Source organism: Streptomyces sp. NPDC005202 (assembly GCF_040608235.1).
Taxonomy (GTDB): Bacteria; Actinomycetota; Actinomycetes; order Streptomycetales; family Streptomycetaceae; genus Streptomyces.
Map to the genome: position 1 here is coordinate 394,229 of NZ_JBEXHW010000002.1, position 17,372 is coordinate 411,600.

The 17,372-nt window shown below is 72.9% G+C and carries 10 protein-coding genes and 3 pseudogenes; 7 read left to right on the forward strand and 6 right to left on the reverse strand.

The window, feature by feature from the left end; genetic code table 11:
• Positions 1-1,407 precede the first annotated feature (1,407 nt).
• A pseudogene (locus tag ABZV31_RS05595) lies at positions 1,408-1,890 on the forward strand (DUF456 domain-containing protein).
• Between the two features lie 99 nt (positions 1,891-1,989).
• Complete coding sequence (locus tag ABZV31_RS05600) at positions 1,990-4,341, forward strand: glycoside hydrolase family 95-like protein (RefSeq protein WP_355888490.1); 2,352 nt, start codon at positions 1,990-1,992, stop codon at positions 4,339-4,341.
• On the opposite strand, the pseudogene ABZV31_RS05605 reads toward ABZV31_RS05600, so the two are convergent.
• Positions 4,334-4,546: pseudogene (locus tag ABZV31_RS05605) on the reverse strand (SGNH/GDSL hydrolase family protein); the annotation flags it as partial. The gene ABZV31_RS05600 and the pseudogene ABZV31_RS05605 sit on opposite strands and share 8 nt — an antisense overlap.
• A gap of 390 nt (positions 4,547-4,936) precedes the next feature.
• On the opposite strand from ABZV31_RS05605, the gene ABZV31_RS05610 reads away from it, so the two are divergent.
• Positions 4,937-5,329 carry a PPOX class F420-dependent oxidoreductase gene (locus ABZV31_RS05610; RefSeq protein WP_355888493.1) on the forward strand — a complete coding sequence of 131 codons (393 nt, stop codon included), beginning with the start codon at positions 4,937-4,939 and terminating at the stop codon, positions 5,327-5,329.
• A 15-nt stretch (positions 5,330-5,344) separates the two neighbouring features.
• On the opposite strand, the gene ABZV31_RS05615 is transcribed toward ABZV31_RS05610, so the two are convergent.
• The 5 genes from ABZV31_RS05615 to ABZV31_RS05635 all read right to left on the reverse strand — a co-directional run bounded on the left by ABZV31_RS05615 (position 5,345) and on the right by ABZV31_RS05635 (position 11,872).
• Positions 5,345-5,872 carry a methylated-DNA--[protein]-cysteine S-methyltransferase gene (locus ABZV31_RS05615; RefSeq protein ID WP_355888496.1) on the reverse strand — a complete coding sequence of 176 codons (528 nt, stop codon included), beginning with the start codon at positions 5,870-5,872 and terminating at the stop codon, positions 5,345-5,347.
• Complete coding sequence (locus ABZV31_RS05620; protein ID WP_355889026.1) at positions 5,869-7,266, reverse strand: AlkA N-terminal domain-containing protein; 1,398 nt, start codon at positions 7,264-7,266, stop codon at positions 5,869-5,871. Before ABZV31_RS05620 ends, ABZV31_RS05615 begins: the two co-directional genes overlap by 4 nt.
• Before the next feature lie 206 nt (positions 7,267-7,472).
• Positions 7,473-8,573 (reverse strand): ribosome small subunit-dependent GTPase A, encoded by a 1,101-nt coding sequence (gene rsgA / locus ABZV31_RS05625; RefSeq protein WP_355888499.1) that lies wholly within the window; start codon positions 8,571-8,573, stop codon positions 7,473-7,475.
• A 263-nt stretch (positions 8,574-8,836) separates the two neighbouring features.
• Positions 8,837-10,351, reverse strand: coding sequence for a cellulose-binding domain-containing protein (locus tag ABZV31_RS05630; RefSeq protein WP_355888502.1), 1,515 nt, complete (start codon positions 10,349-10,351; stop codon positions 8,837-8,839).
• Between the two features lie 201 nt (positions 10,352-10,552).
• Positions 10,553-11,872 carry a radical SAM protein gene (locus ABZV31_RS05635; RefSeq protein ID WP_355888504.1) on the reverse strand — a complete coding sequence of 440 codons (1,320 nt, stop codon included), beginning with the start codon at positions 11,870-11,872 and terminating at the stop codon, positions 10,553-10,555.
• 446 nt (positions 11,873-12,318) lie between these two features.
• On the opposite strand from ABZV31_RS05635, the pseudogene ABZV31_RS05640 reads away from it, so the two are divergent.
• From ABZV31_RS05640 to ABZV31_RS05655, 4 genes and pseudogenes are all read left to right on the forward strand, one after another.
• Positions 12,319-12,822: pseudogene (locus ABZV31_RS05640) on the forward strand (carbohydrate ABC transporter permease); the annotation flags it as partial.
• Positions 12,823-12,834: 12 nt separating this feature from the next.
• Positions 12,835-15,774 (forward strand): glycoside hydrolase family 2 TIM barrel-domain containing protein, encoded by a 2,940-nt coding sequence (locus ABZV31_RS05645; RefSeq protein ID WP_355888507.1) that lies wholly within the window; start codon positions 12,835-12,837, stop codon positions 15,772-15,774.
• A 141-nt stretch (positions 15,775-15,915) separates the two neighbouring features.
• The gene (locus ABZV31_RS05650; protein WP_355888510.1) at positions 15,916-16,500 is read left to right on the forward strand and encodes a TetR-like C-terminal domain-containing protein; all 585 of its coding nucleotides are present in this window, start codon (positions 15,916-15,918) and stop codon (positions 16,498-16,500) included.
• Complete coding sequence (locus ABZV31_RS05655; RefSeq protein WP_355888513.1) at positions 16,493-17,323, forward strand: alpha/beta fold hydrolase; 831 nt, start codon at positions 16,493-16,495, stop codon at positions 17,321-17,323. Before ABZV31_RS05650 ends, ABZV31_RS05655 begins: the two co-directional genes overlap by 8 nt.
• The last annotated feature ends 49 nt before the right edge of the window (positions 17,324-17,372 follow it).

Consider the following 17,372-nt stretch of genomic DNA (forward strand, 5'->3'; position numbering starts at 1 on the left):
CGCCGGCGTCGACGCGGGATCACTGCTCGCGGGACCGGCCACGGAGCCGTTCCGGTCCGGTGGGGCGCCCTCTGCGGTGGCCGAGGATTCGGCGGTGCCGTTCCATGCGGGGGCAGCCGGCGTGGCGTCGGTCGGGCCGTCCTGCCGTGCGGGCGGAGGGCTGGGGGGCGGCGGTGGCGCGCCGGGGGGCCTGCGGGAGGCGGGCACCGGGGGGACGGGGGCGTCCGTGGGCGGACCGAGGCCGGTCGCGGAGGACATACGGGGCTGACGGGTCCCCTCTGCGGAACCCGACTGCCGAGGTCCCCGCTCGGCAGACCTCGTCGGCTTCGGAGCGGCCGGGAAGCTCACCGGCCCCGGACGTGCCTCGGGCGGGGCTTCCCAGGGGGCCCGGCGCCACCAGTCCGGACCGGCGTCCGGTGCGGCACCGCCCTCGCCGGAGGCCCGGGAGCCCGGCAAGGTGTCGGCATCACCACCGGTGGGCCGAGCACTCGACGGGACACCGGCCTCCCCGGCGGCCGCCCAAGCCCTCTCCGAAGGCTCACTCTCCCCGGCCGCCCAAGCCCTCTGCGAAGGCTCGCCCTGCCCAGCCGCCCAAGCCCTCTCCGAAGGCTCGCTTCCCCCTGCGGGCCGGGCGCTCCCGGGGGCCTCGGTCCCTCCGGTGGCCCGGGAGTTTGGCAAGGCGTCGGCATCGCCGGTGGGCCATGTACTTGACGGGACGTCGGTCTCCCCGGTGGGCCGGGCCGTGCGTGGCGGGGGTACCCCGGCTTCCGTCGAGGGCGGGCGGGTGATCGGGGCCTGTGTGCCGGGCCGGTCGCCGGGCGGAACCCGGTCCTCCGGAGTCGCCGGCTCCGTTCGCGTCGGCGGCGGTGTCCTCCCCAACGCGCCCGCCGCCGAGGCGAACCGGTCGTCCAGGGAATCGGCCGCGGCCGTGGGACCCGTGTCCTCGGTGGAGTCGTCGTACAACTGCCCCCACCAGTCATTTTCGTGACCGGTGGGCCTTTCCCCCTGCTGGCTCATGCCCCCAATTGTCCACCGCGCGGGCCGTATGAAAACGGGGCATCCGGAAATCCGGCCGATGCCCGCGCCTCGAACGGCGCGTCGGGTGACGCGTCGAATGCCGATGCGTATCAAAGTCGCCGGGCGGTTCCACCCCCATGGGAGAACCGCCCGGCGACACCGGAGTGACCCGGCACCGGATCCCCTGCGTGCCGTCGCACGCCCCGGCCCGGGTCACGTTCTGGACGGCCGAAACACCGCCGTTCGGGCCGGTCCCGAGTGTGGGCCGCCATCCTGGGACTCCCCTGTGCCTTCCAAGATCGCTCTGGCGTTCGGGCCGCCGCGCGCTGGGTGGCCCGGGACGGACACGGCTGACCTGCGCCAGCGGGACGGCTCGGGCACCCTGGGCAGATGGCGGTGTGGGAGCTCCTGCTGGTCGGCGTGGTCGTCGTGCTCGGCCTGTGCGGAGTGCTGGTGCCCGGGGTGCCGGGGTCGTGGCTGGTGTGGGCAGCGGTCCTGTGGTGAGCGCTGACGGACCCTCAGCCGGTGGCCTGGGGTGTGCTGGTGGGGGCGACCGTCGTGCTTTTCGTCTCCCAGGTGGTGCGCTGGGCCCTGCCGCCCCGGCGGCTGCGCGAGAGCGGCGCGACACCGCGCATGGCCGTGTACGCCGGTGCCGGGGCGTTCGCCGGCTTCTTCCTCCTCCCCGTGCTCGGCGCGATCCCGGGCTTCCTGGGCGGTATCTACCTCCACGAACGGCTGCGGCTGGGCGGGCACGGCGAGGCGATGACGGCCCTGCGCGCGGTGATGCGTGCGGGCGGCTCCGGTGTGCTCGTGGAGCTGTTCACCTGCCTGCTGATCGCGGGGGTCTGGCTGGGTGCGCTCATCTGGAGCTGACACATCGGATCTCTACCGTCGTATTGACGGGCACACTTCCCTTCCTTACGTTGCCTCGAAGAAAAGCTCCGATGAATCACCGAGCTGCCTGGAGGCACCGTGCCCAGCCCGTCCAGACGTACCGTCCTTGCCACCGGATCCGCCCTGGGCGGCGCGCTGGTAACCGGAGGGCTGCCCGCGCAGGCGACGGCGACCGACGGCGCCACCGCCCCCTCCGGCCGCGGGAGCACCGCCCCCGGCACTCCCGCCGACCCCTGGCGCACGGTCCTCGACGACGCCGACCTCGTCTGGCAGCGCATGCCGACGACCTGGTACGAGGGCCCCTTCCTGGGCAACGGCTTCCTCGGCTCCGGGATCTACGCCGAGCCGGGAGCGCAGCCGGACTCCTTCCCGGCCGTGCGCTTCAACGTCCAGCACTCCGAAGTCCAGGACCACCGACCGGAGTTCGGCTCCCTCTTCGGCCTCGCCCGCCTGCCCATCGGGCACTTCACCCTGGAGCCGGTGGGCCGGATCACGTCACTGGACTGGCGGCTCGTGCTCCACGACGCCGAGCTGACCGGCACGGTGACGACGGATCAGGGCACGCTCGCGCTGCGCGCCCTGGTCCACACCGACCGCTCGGTGCTCGCCGTGGAGGTGACGCCGAGCGAGGGCGAGCGCGGCTTCCGCTGGGTGTTCCACCCGGCCGACGCGATCAGCCCGCGGGCCGCCTTCAAGCCCCTGCCGGACGGCTACCGGGGCAACCCGCCGGCCGAGGTCGCCGACCACGACGGCGTGACCGCCGCCGTACAGCCGCTGCTGGCCGGCGGACAGCACGTCACCGCATGGCGGGAGCGCAGCAGCAGCCGCACCCGGACGCTGTACGTGCACGTGGCGCACTCCTACCCGCAGACCACGGCGCTGGACCGGGCGCTGAAGACGGTGCGCACCGCCGCCCGACTCCCCTACGAGGCCCTGGCGGTGACCCACCGCGCCTGGTGGCACGCCTACTACCGCAAGAGCTTCCTGTCCCTCCCCGACGCCCGCTTGCAGCGCTTCTACTGGATCCAGCTGTACAAGGCCGCGTCCGCCGCCCGCCGCGACGCCCCCGTGATGGCCACCAGCGGCCCCTGGCTGGAGCCCACCCCTTGGCCCAACACCTGGTGGAACCTGAACGCGCAGCTGGAGTACTGGCTCATCCACGGCTCCAACCACCTCGAACTCGACGCGATCACCCGGGCGTTGAGCGAGTTCCGGGACAACCTCGCGAAGGAGGTGGCGCCGCAGTACCGCGCCGACTCGCTCGGCATCCCGCGCACCACCGACCCCCACCTGGTCAACGGCGCGGCCGGCACCCTCACCGGCTACGGCGTCGGCATTCCCGGCCAGGACCCGCCGACGCCCGAAGTGGGCAATCTGACCTGGGCGTTGCACAACGTCTGGCTCAGCTACCGCCACACGATGGACGAGTCGATCCTCCGGGACGTCCTCTTCCCCCTCCTGCGCAAGGCCGTCAGCTACTACCTGCACTTCCTGGAGCCGGGTCCGGACGGCAAGCTGCACCTGCCTGCCACCTTCTCCCCGGAGTACGGCGGCAACTCGCGGGACTGCAACTACGACCTCATGCTCCTGACGTGGGGCTGCCGCACCCTTCTCGAATCCGCCGAACTCCTCGGCATCGACGACGAGCCGGCCCCTCGCTGGCGCGAGGTACTGGCCAGGCGGGCGCCGTATCCGACGGACGAGAACGGCTTCATGATCGGCGCGGACATCCCCTTCGCCAAGTCCCACCGCCACTACTCGCACCTGCTCGCGATCTACCCGCTGTACGAGCTGACCGGCCGCACCCCCGAGGAACGCGCCCTGATCGAGAAGTCGCTGGCGCACTGGGTGGGCTTCGAGGGCGCGTTGCAGGGCTACACCTTCACGGGCGCCGCCTCGATGTCCGCGCTGCTCGGCAAGGGCGAGGACGCCCTGAAGTACCTCGGCGAGCTGATGGCCCGCTTCATCCAGCCCAACACCATGTACAAGGAGTCGGGCCCGGTCATCGAGACACCGCTGTCGGCGGCCCAGTCCCTGCACGACATGGTGTGCCAGTCGTGGGGCGGGATCGTCCGGGTGTTCCCCGCGCTCCCGGCCGCCTGGGCGGACCTGACCGTGCACGGCTTCCGTACCCAGGGCGCCTTCCTGCTGAGCGCGGTCCGCCAGGGCGGCAGGACCCGCTGGGTTCGGCTGGTCAGCGAGGCGGGCGCGCCCTGCGTCGTACGGCACGGGATCGCGGGCCCGGTGGACGTACGGGACGGGCGGGGCCGCCCGCTGCGGTACGCCGACGCGGGCGACGGCACGGTCCAAGTGGCCCTGAAGGAGGGCGAGTCGGTGCTGATCACGGCCAAGGGCGACCGGCCCGACCTGACCGTCGCGCCCGTACGGCCGAACGGGGAGGCGCCCCGCTGGGGGCTGCCCCTCACCTGAGCGCGGCCAGGTCGATCGCGTCGGCCAGGGCCCGCATGCCCGGGTCGTTGAAGTGGAGGTGGTCGCCCGGGTCATAGGCGGCCCGGATCCGGTCCGGCCGCCCGGGGTCGCGGACGGCGGCGTCGAAGTCGGCGACCGCGTCGAACAGACCGCCGCCGCGGATCAGGGCGTTGACCTGCTGCCGCACGGCCTCACGGGCCGCCGTGACCGCGCCGAGGCGCAGGGGACGCAGGAGTCCACCACCGACGCTGGTACGACGTTGCGGATGGAGGTGCCGGGGAGCGCGGGGGGGCGGTTCCGGAGGCGGCGGCCTCCCAGGTGCCGGTTCACCCGGGCGGCGGGGCGGCCGCCGCCCTGGCCGTCGCCGTCGTCCCGCACAGCAGGGGCGGCAGCGCCGCGAGGATCCGTCCGGCCGTCACCATCTGCGCGTCCGCCCTTGCCGCCGGCCCCGAGGAGGCGACCGTGCCACACGGGGACGGCCCGGCGGCGGAACCTCACCGCCGGGACCACCCGCCCGGCCCAACCCCAAAGTGGGCCCGCGGGCCTGGGGCGAGGATCCGATGCGCCGGCCGCACCGGAGTGCTTGGCTGCTGCCATGACCGAATTCACCGAGACCGAGCGCGCCTACCTGAAGACGCAGCGGCTGGGGCGGCTGGCCACCGTAGACCCCCAGGGGCAGCCGCAGGCGAACCCCGTCGGCTTCTTCCCGCAGGACGACGGCACCATCCTGATCGGCGGCCTCGCGATGGGCCGCACCAAGAAGTGGCGCAACCTGCGGCACAACCCGAAGGTCGCCCTGGTCGTCGACGACGTCGTCAGCCTCAACCCCTGGAAGGTCCGCGGCGTCGACATCCGCGGCGAGGCCGAACTCCTCGTCGGTCCGCACGAGTTGGGCCCCCACTTCAGCGAGGAGGTGATCCGCATCCATCCGCGGCGGATCCACAGCTGGGGGCTGGAGGACGACCGGCCGGCGGGCGGGCCTTCCTGAGCGTCGGTCCCCCGGTCAGGACCTACTCGTCCGGAGCGCGCCCTCCAGGGTGAGCAGCTGGACCTTCCGCTCCAGGCCGCCCGCGTAGCCGGTCAGGGAGCCGTCCGCACCGATCACGCGGTGGCAGGGGCGGAGGACGAGGAGGGGGTTGGCGCCGATGGCACCGCCGACGGCCCGGACGGCGGCCCGGGGGGCGCCGATGCGGGCGGCGATCTCGCCGTACGTGGTGGTCGCCCCGTACGGAACGGTGGCGAGGGCGGCCCAGACCCGTTCGCGGAACGCGCTGCCGTGCGTGCGCAACGGGAGCCGGAACTCCTTGAGTTCGCCGGCGAAGTAGGCCTGCAGCTGCTCCTCGGCCTCGCGGAAGGGGCCGGGGTCGTGCCGCCAGTCGTCCTGGACGGTGCGGCCGCCCTTCTGGCCGGGCACGGAGAGGGAGGTCAGCACGCCAACCGGGTCGGCGGTGAGGAGCAGCGGGCCGAGGGGGCTGCCAAGGCTCGTCCAGTACGTCATCTCGGTGGTCGTCCCGTACGTCGGTGTGGTCATCGCAAATCCAGCTCCCCCGCCGCCCGCAGGTGTTGCACGGCGTACGAACGCCAGGGCCGCCAGCTGTCGGGGACCTTTACGCAGGGCGGGGCCACGTCCGGGTCGCCGAGGGCGCGGGTGCGGATGGCGGCGGCCGTGGCGGCGTCCACGCCGGGCAGGGCGAGCAGCGCCCGGTGCGCGTCGTCCCGGTCGGCGCCGGGGTCCAGCCGTAGGGTGCCGTCGGCGAGGGCGGCGGCCAGGGCGCCGAGGGTGCCGTCCGGCTCGGCCTCCGCGAGGACGGCGGGTTCCGGGAAGAGGTGGGTGAGGCTGCCGCAGGGGGCGTCCAGCGCCTTGCCGTAACGCCGGACCAGCTGCTCTGCCTCGGCCGGTCCCATCAGCGCCCGCACCGCCGCCTCCTCGGGGTCCGCAGCACCCGGTGACCGCAGCCCCGGCCGGGCGGCGACCAGGGGGGCCAGCCGCGGATCCGCGGCGAGCCGCTCGTCGACGGCGTACGGGTCGGCGTCGAGGTCGAGCAGCCGCCGCAGCCGCTGCACGGCGGTCGTCAGGTCGCGCGGGTCGGTCAGGTGCAGCCGGGCCTCCAGCCAGCCGCCGGGACGGGCGCCGGATGCGGCCTTCGCCGCGCCGGGCCGTTCGTCGACGGCGACAATCCCGGTGCCGTACGGCAGGCGGAGGGTGCGCCGGTACGTCCGCCCGCCCGGCGGCCCGCTGACCTCCTCGACGCCGGGCACTGCCTCGCGCTCCAGGAGGTCGAAGACGGGCCCGGCCTGGTACGGCCCCCGGTGGGCGAGCCGCAGCGGAATCCCGGCGGTGGGCGCGGCGGCCCGCCGGCTCCTGGCCCGGGGCGCGGCGGCGCGCAGCTCGCTCGGCGTCGCCGCGTACACGGCCCGGATCGTGTCATTGAACTGCCGCACGCTGGCGAACCCGGCCGCGAACGCGATCTGCGTGATCGGCAGCCCGGTGGTCTGTAGCAGGACACGCGCGGTGTGCGCCCGCTGGGCCCGGGCGAGGGCGACGGGCCCGGCGCCGAGCTCGGCGGTGAGCTGCCGCTGCACCTGCCGCGCGCTGTAGCCCAGCCGCGCGGCGAGCCCGGCGACGCCCTCCCGGTCGATCACGCCGTCGCCGATCAGCCGCATCGCCCGCCCGACGACGTCCGCCCGCACGTTCCACTCGGCGGACCCCGGCACCGCGTCCGGGCGGCAGCGCCGGCACGCCCGGAAGCCCGCCCCCTGCGCGGCGGCGGCCGTGGCGAAGAACCGCACGTTCCGTCGCTTCGGCGTCACGGCCGGACAGCTGGGACGGCAGTAGATCCCGGTCGTCTCGACGGCGAAGAAGAACTCCCCGTCGAACCGGCCGTCCCGGCTGCGCACGGCCTCGTACCTGGTGTCCTCGTCCATCACGCTCTCCAGTGTCCGCCTCCGGCCGGGGGTGCCGCTGGCGGAAATCGGACGTGGTGGTCACCCGCCGGCCCGTCTGGGGGTATCCCCTGCTCGTAGGGCTTGGGGGAGGACGAGGCCGTTCAGGCCGAAGCGGGGGCCTGGGTGCGGCAGCCTCCAGCCAGGCCCGCAGCCTCCAGCGAGGCCCGCGCCGAGGCAGGGCAGCGTCACCGCCAACGCCCCCTCTTGGCCTCCATCGCCGCCCGCCCCTCCGCTCCCTTCCGCTTCCAGTCCCGCCTGATCTCCGAACGGAGCCGCGCGTCGGTCTTGGCCGCGATCCACTCGTTCTCGCGCATGAGCTTGCGGTAGCTCTCCAGCCGCCGCTCGGGCAGCTCACCGGTCTCGATGGCGGCCAGCACCGCGCATCCCGGCTCGCTGTGGTGCACGCAGTCGTGGAAACGGCACCGTCCGGCCAGTTCCTCGATCTCGGAGAACACCTGGCCGACCCCGCTTTCGGCGTCCCACAGACCGACGCCCCGAAGTCCCGGCGTGTCGATCAGGACGCCGCCGCCCGGCAGCGCGAGCAGGTTTCGGGTGGTGGTCGTGTGCCGGCCCTTGCCGTCGACGTCCCGGGTGGCCCGTACGTCCATCACGTCCTCGCCGAGCAGCGCGTTCGCGAGGGTCGACTTGCCCGCCCCGGACTGCCCGAGCAGGACGGACGTCCCTCCGGAGGCGACGGCGGCCAGGACGTCGAGCCCGTCCCCGGTCACGGCGCTGACCGGCAGCACCGGCACGCCGGGCGCCGTCGTCTCCACGTCCTGGACGAGATACGACAGCCCCGTCACGTCCGGCACCAGGTCGGCCTTGGTCAGTACGACCAGCGGCTGCGCCCCGGACTCCCAGGCCAGGGCCAGGAAGCGTTCGATGCGGCCGAGGTCGAGGTCGGCGGCCAGCGACACGGCGACGATCGCGTGGTCGACGTTGGCGGCGAGGATCTGCCCCTCGGACCGCTTGGAGGAGGTGGACCGCACGAAGGCCGTGCGGCGCGGCAGATACGCCCGTACGTAACGCGGGCTGCCGCCGGGTTCGACGGCGACCCAGTCGCCGGTGCACACGACCCGCATGGGGTCGTGCGGGGTGACGAACGCGGTGTCCGCGCGCAGCACGCCGTCGGCGGTGGCGACGTCGCACTGCCCGCGGTCGACCCGGATCACCCGTCCGGGCAGCAGCCCTTGTGCGGCGTACGGGGCGAACGCGTCCGCCCATGCCTCGTCCCAGCCGTAGGGAGCCAGGGCCGAGAACGCGGAAGATGCGGAGGTGGAAGTCAAGGGAGACCCTTCGCAAGGGTGGCCCCGGCGGGCGCGCGCACGGGCGCGGCAGGAATCGAGGTGTCAGCCGGCGGCCACGGAGGTGGACTTGATGAACTGCTGGATGCGGGCAACGCCCATCGCAACGACGGTCATCGGTCAACACCTCCTTCTGTGCGCATGCTCGGCGAACGGCGGCCACCGGCCACCGTGTGGATCGCCGCAACTCTAGCCCGCCTTCGCGGCGATGCGTCAACGCATTTTCTAAGGCGCGCCCCTCGGGGTCAGGCCTTCGCGCAGCTGTGTCCGTTGAGCGTGAAGTCGTACGGCGTGGAGTTCTTGTCGTGCCAGGAGCCGACGAAGCCGAAGGAGAGGGTGCCGTTCGCGGGGACGGACTTGTTGTAGTCGCGGGCGGTGGCGGTGACGCGGGAGCCGCTCTGGTCGACGGTCGCGTCCCACATCTGGCCGACCTGCTGGCCGTCGCGGAAGGACCAGGCCACGCGCCAGGTGTCGAGGGCCCGGGCGGTGGTGACGGTGACGGCGGCCTGGAAGCCGTCGGACCACTGGCTTTGGAGGTCGTACCGGACCCGGCAGGTCACCGGCTCGCTCGTGCCGGGGGCGGGCGTGTCGCTGCCGCGGGCGGTGGACGAGGAGGTGCCCTGGGGCTCCGGGTCGGGGGTTTTGCGCTGGGACCTGGTCGCCGTGCCGCTCGCGGACGGCTTGCGGGATGCGGACGCCGAGGCCGACGGCGCGGGGTCGGCGGACGGCCCGGCGGACGGCACGGCGGACGGCACGGCGGACGGCGCGGAAGCGCTGGAGTCGGCGACCGGCCGGCGGCCGGCGTCGACGCGCGCGGTGTCGCTCGCGGAGCCGCCGAACGGCATCATCGACACGGCCAGCGCCAGCGCGGACAGCAGGACCGCCGCGGCGAGCAGGCCGCCCCGCACGACCCGCGCCCTGGCTGCGCCCTCCTTCGGCTCTCCGGTCTCGGTGTCCGCCGCCTCGGGGCGGCGCGCGCCCAGCCTCACCTCGGCGGCCCGGCGGCGCTCCAGGTAGGCAAGGCCGCCCCAGCCGATCACTCCGCCGGCGAGGGCCGCGGGCAGTCCGCCGCCCTGCAGCCGCAGGCAGGCGGCGGCCTCCGCGCACTCCACGCAGGTGGCCAGGTGCCGGGAGAGGTCCTCGGGCGTGCCGGCGGCGGGCGAGCGGGTGACCGCGTCCAGCAGCCGGGCGTAGCTGCGGCACTTCGCGCCCATCGGCGTGTCGAGGTGGTTGCGGTGGCAGCGGTCCCGGAACAGGGCCCGCACCTGGGCGAGTTCCTCGGACGCGGCCGCCGGGTCGAGGCCCAGCCGGCGGGCCACGGCGGGCAGCGGCAGCGCCTCCACCTCGGCCAGCCACAGCAGCGCCGCGTCCGGCTCCTGCAGGTCCCTCAGTCCGCGCAGCGCCAGCGGGCGCTGCAGGGGTGGACCGGTGTAGCGGGCGGCCTTGTCGGAGTTGAGCCACAGGCGCAGGTCGGGGTCGAGCTTGTGGCCGAGGCCGTCGGCCTCCCAGGACGCGGCCGTGGTGCGGACGGCGGTCAGCAGCAGCGGGATCACGGGCAGCCGGGGGGTGCGGCGGCCCCGGGACGTACCGGCCTCGGCGGCGCGGGCCTCGCGCAGGCCGAGCGCGAACGCCTCCGTGGCCAGTTGCTGGGCCGCCGTGGAGCCGGCCGTGCACAGGTCGGCGTAGGAGAGCACCGCGTCCCAGCATTCGGAGAACAGCGCGGCCTCTGCGGCGTCCTTGGGGGTCGGCAGGTCGGGCATGGGGCTCCTGCATCCACGGGCGAGGTCAACTCACCATATTCACAGCGGAGTTGAGGGAACCTCGCGGCAGAGCACGAGCCTTTCACGTCTTCGATACAACTGACAAGCGGCGTATTCACATGTCGTGACGGATACCGTGGTCCTCAACTCCGGTCCGTAGTACGGACCGGAGCCGCCCTCCGACTCACGGTGTCCGGAAACCTACACCGCCGTCGTCTCCTGCGCCGGAAGGCTGTCCATGAACGAGCTGACGGAGAACACCGCACGGCCGGGGCCGGGCGGGCCGTAGCCGGGAGGCGAGGAGAGCCCGAAGTCGTCCATCGTGGCGCGGTACGCCTCCAGGAGGCGGATGTGGTACTCCAGCGGCGCGCCCTGCGGGTTGGCCTTGCCGAGCGGGGTCGTGGGCTCGGGGCACCAGGTGGTGAAGCGGGGCGTGATGCCGTGCGACATGAAGAAGCGCAGGCCCTCCGTCGTCGACGCGATGGCCTCGTCGACGGTCGTGAAGCCGAACGGCTCGGCCATCTCGACGCCGGCGACGAAGTTGGGGATGACGTTGCGCGGGCCGAACACCTCGGCCGAGTCGAGGATGCGCCGGTGCCACTCGTCGCGGCCGACGTAGCGTTCCTTGCCCGGGCAGTACAGCTCGAACAGGCGCCGGTCCCACACCTCGTAGTTGGGGTGGTAGATCTGCACGCCGTAGTCCTTGAACCGCTGCACGTCGTCCTTGGGCAGCGCCTGCGCGACGACCTTGCCGATCCAGCGGCCCGGGAAGCGCTCCTCGATGGCCTTGGCGTAGTGGCCGTAGAAGTCGGCCTCGTCGCGGCCGGCGACCTTCGAGGTGATCGCGCCGCCGGTGAGGGTGTAGGCGGTGGACGCCTTCTGGGTGTCGTACCGGTCGATGATCTCCAGGGCCTCGAGTACCTCCTCGACGTCCTTCACGCCGGTGTAGGGGCGCCCGGCGGCCTTGTGCTGGCGCCAGTTGTGGTTGATGTCGCAGTACTGGCACTCCTCCTTGGCACCGAAGTACTGGCACACCCGGAAGACGGTGAGGTAGATCAGGTAGCCCCACTGGATCGTCGGGGCCACCTCCATCACCGACTTCCCGTTGGAGAGGGTGTGCCGGTAGTACTCGGGCATGGGCGGCACGCCGACGTCGGCGATCCGCCTCCCGTCGAGGTAGAGCCCGAGCAGGCCCTCGTCGTCGGCCGCCACCCGGTACGGCGAGGACGGGTTCACCCGTACGGAGACGACGGTGCGCCGCAGGTCGTACGGGCCGCCGGTGAGGATGATCTCCTCGGGCGGGCGCCTGAGCGCGGCCTCGCCCAGCTCGGGAAGAGTGCCGTGGTCGAAGGAGAAGATGAAGTACGACTTCGGCTTGACCTCGCCACTCTCGTTGTCGCTGAGAGCGGACGCGTCGAAGGCGACTCCGCCGCGGAGCAGGTCCTCCTTGAAGACGGCCTCCCGCGGCACGTGCGGGAAGCGCTCCATCAGATCCTCGACCAGCGCGGTACGGCTGCCCATCCGTCTCTCCTCCCGGCTCAGGCGTACGACTCCTCACGGTATGCCCCCGCCCGCGGATCAGCCGTGCCGGGTCCCCTCACGCCGCGCCACGCGCACCGGCGGCGGACGCGCACCAGCAGATCCGCCCCCCGGTCCGTCCTCGCGGCAGCCGCAGCTGCACTCGCTGTCACAAGGGCCCTGCTCCCCGCCCCGCCCGCGAACGCCGCCGGCCACAGCTGCGACGGCGGGTCCGACGAGGCCTGGACCAGGCAGTAGTCACCCCACGCCCGAGGGCCGTCGGCCACCCCGACCCCGCAGCCCCTTTCGCGCCCCCTCACGTTCGGCATCCCGAACCGGAGACAACGCTTCGAGCAGACTTCGTCCAACCCCTTGCCGAAGCCTTAGCCGAAGGTCAACGTCCGGCACCGCACCCGCATGTGAGCCATCTCGCGCTGAGAGCCGCAGCCGCACTCCTGGTGACCCTGATGGTCCCGCCCGCCGTCACCTTCGTGCCGAGCTTCGTGCTGGTGTCGTCACTCGGCTGGGTGGACAGCTACCGGGGTCTGGTCATCCCGGTGCTGTTCAGTGGTTTCACCTGCTTCCTCTTCCGGCAGTACTTCCTTGGGTTCCCGCGGGAGTTGGAGGAGGCGGCACGCGTGGACGGGCTCAGCCGCTGGGGCGCGTACTGGCGGATCGTCGTACCGAACTCGCTGAACTTCTTCGCGGCGATCGCCACGATCACCTTCATCAGCGGCTGGAACGCCTTCCTGTGGCCGCTGGTCATCAGCCAGGACCCCAGCGCCTGGACGGTGCAGGTCGCGCTCTCGTCGTACATGACCAACCAGACGGTGAACCACCACCTGATCTTCATGGCCACCGCCACCATTTCCATCCCGCCCTTGCTGTTCGTGTTCCTCTTCCTCCAGCGCCGGCTGGTCCAGGGCGTCGCGCAGACCGGCATCAAGGGCTGACCTAGGAGACCGATGTCTTTCCGCACCCCCAAGCTCTCGGCTTCTCCCCCACTCTCGACTTCGCTCGAGCGGGGGGACCCCCATGACCAGGGGGGACCCCCGTCGGCCATCGACTACGTCGAGGACGTCTCGCCGGGCAGCGGGGCCCTGCCGCCCCGCGCCCGGTACGCGTCCTCGGACGCGAAGTCGCTCTCTTTGAACGGCAGTTGGCGCTTCCGCCGGTCGGCCACGGCCGACGCCGAGGACGACTCGTTCGCCGAGCCCGGATACGACGCCGGTAACTGGGCGGAGGTCTCGGTCCCCGGCCACTGGGTCCTCCAGGGCCATGGCGCCCCCATCTACACCAACCACCTCTACCCGTTCCCGGTCGACCCGCCCCGCGTCCCGACCGAGAACCCGACCGGCGCCCACCTGCGCGTGTTCGACCTGCCGGAGGACTGGCCGGACCTTTCCGACGGCGGGGCGGTGCTGCGCTTCGACGGTGTGGAGTCCTGCGCCCGCGTCTGGCTGAACGGCACGGACCTCGGCGAGTTCAAGGGGTCCCGGCTCCCGCACGAGTTCGCGGTCGGGCACCTGCTGAAGCCGAGCGGAAACGTGCTCGCGGTGCGGGTGCACCAGTGGTCGGCGGGCTCGTACCTGGAGGACCAGGACCAGTGGTGGCTGCCGGGCATCTTCCGGGACGTCACCCTGCTGCACAGCCCGGCGGGCGGCGTCCTGGACTTCTTCGTGCACGCCTCCTACGACCACGTCACCGGCGAGGGCACGCTGAAGGTCGACTCGGACGTGGACGGCCGGGTCATTGTGCCCGCGTTGGACATCGATGTCGCGACGGGCGAGTCAATGACGGTCGCCGTCGAGCCGTGGACCGCGGAGACCCCGAAGCTGTACGACGGCGTGCTGGCCACGGAGGGCGAGCGGGTGCCGTTGCGCATCGGCTTCCGGACCGTCGAGCTGTCGGACGGCCTGATCAAGGTCAACGGCAGGCCCATCCTCTTCAAGGGCGTCAACCGGCACGAGTGGCACCCGGAGAAGGGCCGCGCCCTGGACCTGGAGACCATGCGCGAGGACGTGCTGCTGATGAAGCGGCACAACATCAACGCCGTCCGCACCTCGCACTATCCGCCGCACCCGGCCTTCCTCGACCTGTGCGACGAGTACGGGCTGTGGGTGATCGACGAGTGCGACCTGGAGACCCACGGCTTCACCGAGCAGGCCTGGCGGGACAACCCGGTCGACGACGACCGCTGGACCCGGGCCCTGCTCGACCGCGCCGCCCGCATGGTCGAGCGCGACAAGAACCACCCGTCGGTCGTCATCTGGTCCCTCGGCAACGAGGCCGGCACCGGCCGCGGGCTGACCGCGATGGCCGAGTGGATCCACCAGCGGGACTCCTCGCGGCTCGTGCACTACGAGGGCGACATCGACTGCCGGGACACGGACGTGTACTCGCGGATGTACGCCTTCCACGACGAGGTCGAGCGGATCGGCCGGGGCCTGGACGGCGGTACGCGCAAGAGACGCGAACTCCCCTTCATCCTCTGCGAGTACGGCCACGCCATGGGCAACGGCCCCGGCGGCCTCGCCGACTACCAGCGGCTCTTCGAGTCCTACGACCGGCTCCAGGGCGGCTTCGTCTGGGAGTGGATCGACCACGGCATCAAGGACGAGCGGTACGGCTTCGCGTACGGCGGCGACTTCGGCGAGGAGCTGCACGACGGGAACTTCGTCTGCGACGGGCTGCTGTTCCCGGACCGCAGGCCGTCGCCGGGCCTGATCGAGTACAAGAAGGTGATCGAGCCGGTCCGGATCGAGGTCGACGGCCTCGACGGGACCGTGCGCGTGACCAACCAGCACGACTTCGCGGACCTGTCCGCGCTCGCCTTCGCATGGTCCTACCAGGTCGACGGCGAGACGGTCGAATCGGGCGCGCTGTCGGTACCCGCGCTCGCACCCGGCGAGTCGGCCGAGGTGAAGCTGCCGGAGCCGTCCGACGGGCACGGCGGGGAGACGCAGTGGACGGTGCGGGCGCTGCTGGCGTCCGACACCGCGTGGGCGCCGAAGGGGCACGTCGTGGCGTGGGGACAGGGCGCGGTGGCACCGCGTGCGGTGCCGTCCGTCGCCGTGGCCGACCGGCCCGTGCCCGGCGAGCGCCTGATCACCCTCGGTCCCGCCTCCTTCGACGCCCGCACGGGCGCGCTGAAGACCATCGGCGGGGTCGAGGTGACCGGCCTGCGGCTGGACGTGTGGCGGGCGCCCACCGACAACGACGACGGCGCGGAGTGGCAGACCGACGTCCGCTACGGCCTGCTGTGGCGCAAGCTCGGACTGCACCGAATGCGGCACCGCCTGGACGCCGTCGAGCTCACCGACGACGCACTGACCGTGCGGACCCGGGTGGCCCCCGCCGCCCGGGAGGTGGGGCTCGCCACGGTGTACCGCTGGACGTCCGACGGCGAGCGGCTGAAGCTGACGGTGTCCGTGGGCCCCGAGGGCGACTGGACGGTGCCGCTGCCCCGGCTGGGCATCCGCTTCGGGCTGGCCGGCTCGGCGGACCGCGTGCGCTGGTTCGGCGGCGGCCCCGGCGAGGCGTATCCGGACACCAGGTCGGCGTCGATGGTCGGCCGTTGGCAGTCGACGGTCGACGGCATGCAGACGCCGTACGTCCGTCCACAGGAGAACGGCGCCCGTGCCGACGTCCGCTGGGCGGAGATCGGCGGACTGCGCATCGAGGGCGACCCGGAGTTCTTCTTCAGCGCCCGGCGCTGGACCAACGAGCAGCTGGACGCCGCCCGGCACCTCACCGACCTCACGCCCGGCGAGACGGTCTGGGTCAACCTCGACCACGGCCAGCACGGCATCGGCTCGCAGTCCTGCGGCCCGGGTCCGCTTCCGCGGTACTTCCTGCGCGCCGAGCCTGCGGAGTTCTCCTTCGTCTTCTCGCAGACCAGTTGACGGACACGGACCCGAGGTCCGCCGCGTGGCCTGGGGGTCCCGGGGCGTCGCCCCTGCCCCCGCGCGTCTTCGTCGAGCGCGCACCCTTCTCTCCTTAGGTGATACCCTAGATGTATTAGGTTTCGAGGAAGGGTGACCGTCATGGCCCGTGCCGGCCTCACGACCGACCGCGTCGTCGCGGCGGCCGCCGCCCTCGCCGACGAGGCCGGATTCGAGAACGTCACCATCTCGGCGCTGGCGCGGCACTTCGGTGTGAGGGACGCCAGCCTGTACTCGCACGTCAGGAACCTCCAGGACCTGCGATGGCGGGTGGCGCTGCTCGCCGGCGGCGAGATGATCGACCGGATCGCCGCCGCCGTGGCCGGGCGGGCCGGCCGGGACGCGCTGGGCGCCTTCGCCGACGCCTATCGGGCGTACGCACGCGAGCATCCCGGGCGGTACGCGGCCACGCAGATCCGCCTCGAGCAGTCCGTGGCCGCCGAGTCCCCCGCCCTGAAGCGCATCGCCGAGATCACCTACGGCATGCTGCGCGCCTACGGACTCGACGAGCCCGACCTCACCGACGCCGTCCGGCTGCTGCGCAGCACCTTCCACGGCTACTGCGCCCTGGAGGCCAGCGGCGGCTTCGGCGCTCCCCGGGACGTACAGGCGTCCTGGGAGAGGGCGATCGACGCTCTGCACGTGGCCCTGGAGCACTGGCCCCGCGGGGCGAAGACCGATGACTGACCCGTACTTCGACGTCCGCGGCGACGGGCCCGTGCTGCTCGTCCTTCCGGGTGGGGCCGGGCATCCCATGGGGCTCGACCCGATGACGGAGCACCTCGCGCGGCGGTTCACCGTCGTGACGTACGACCCCCTCGGCCTCGCCCACGGGCGCCTCGGCCGGCCCGTCGCCGACCAGCGGGTCGAGGAGTGGAGTGACGGAGCGCGCCAGGTGCTCGACGCGGTGCTGCCGGAGGGTGCGGCCGCCCACGTCCTCGGTACCAGCTCGGGCGGCATCGCCGCCCTCGACCTGCTGGCCCGCCATCCCGGGCGGCTGCGGTACGTCGTCGCCCATGAGCCTCCGTGCGTGGCGGTCCTGCCGGACGGGGCGCGCCAGCGGGAGAGGTTCCGGGAGGTGTACGACACCTACCGGACGGCGGGGCCGCACGCCGCCGGGGCGCGGCTGGCCGCCCTGCTGGAGGGGCGGGAGCCCGGGGAGGCCCGCGTGGGGCAGCCGCTGTCCCGCGCGGAGGAGCTGTCCTCGCCGATGGCCGTCTTCCTCGCCCACGTGCTCGTCCCGTTCACGTCGTACGTGCCGGAGCTCGACGCCTCTCCGGCCCGTCTCACCCTCGCCGCCGGCGTCGGCTCGCGCGGGCAACTCCTGCACCGGACCGCCACGTTCCTCGCCGAGCGGACCGGCGGCGGGTTTGCCGGGTTTCCCGGCGGGCACCTCGGTGCCGTCGAGTATCCGGAGGCGTTCGCGAAGCGACTCGCGGGGGTACTGGACGCGCCGGACGTCAGTCGGGGTCACTGCGGAATGTCCTGCGCCGACTTGCAGGAAAGTTGAGCTCCATCGTATAAAAAAAGTCGATCGACCGTCTTTCTCACGAGGAAGG